Annotated in this window: 1 rRNA gene; it reads left to right on the forward strand. The window is 56.0% G+C overall.

Annotated features, from left to right (window positions below):
* Positions 1-741 (forward strand): 23S ribosomal RNA (locus NQ034_RS16045); the annotation flags it as partial.

A 741-nucleotide genomic window follows, 5' to 3' on the forward strand; every position in this document is an offset into this window, starting at 1 on the left:
AGTGATCGAGTGGTGGAGGCTATGCGAGTGAGAATGCAGGCATGAGTAGCGAAACACGGGTTGGAATCCCGTGCACTGGATGACTAAGGGTTCCAGGGTCAAGTTCATCTTCCCTGGGTTAGTCGGGGCCTAAGGCGAGGCCGACAGGCGTAGTCGATGGATAACGGGTTGATATTCCCGTACCGGTGAAGGACCGTCAAAGACTGAAGCTGCTGATACTAACGCGGTGTGACTGTCGCCTGGCCTTCGGGTTGGGTGTGTGGTTGTGCTTCGGACCTGAGGTGGTGTGTAGGTGAGCGTGTGGTGTGACGCAGGAAGGTAGCCGGGCCGCGCGGTGGTTGTCGTGGTCTAAGGTGGTAGCCCGTCAGGTAGGTAAATCCGTCTGGCATATAAGGGTGAGAGCTGATGGGCGTCCCACTTTGGGTGGGGTGATCCGGTGATCCTATGCTGTCGAGAAAAGCATCGGCGTGAGGTTTGATCCGCTCGTACCCGAAACCGACACAGGTAGTCAGGTAGAGAATACTAAGGTGATCGAGAGAATCGTGGTTAAGGAACTCGGCAAAATGCCCCCGTAACTTCGGGAGAAGGGGGGCCACCCATGTGAAGGATCTTTTCGGTCTGATGTGTGTGTGGTGGCCGCAGAGACCAGGGAGAAGCGACTGTTTACTAAAAACACAGGTCCGTGCGAAGCTGTAAGGCGATGTATACGGACTGACGCCTGCCCGGTGCTGGAAGGTTAAG

The organism is Brevibacterium moorei, from assembly GCF_024580735.1.
GTDB classification, from domain to species: domain Bacteria; phylum Actinomycetota; class Actinomycetes; order Actinomycetales; family Brevibacteriaceae; genus Brevibacterium; species Brevibacterium moorei.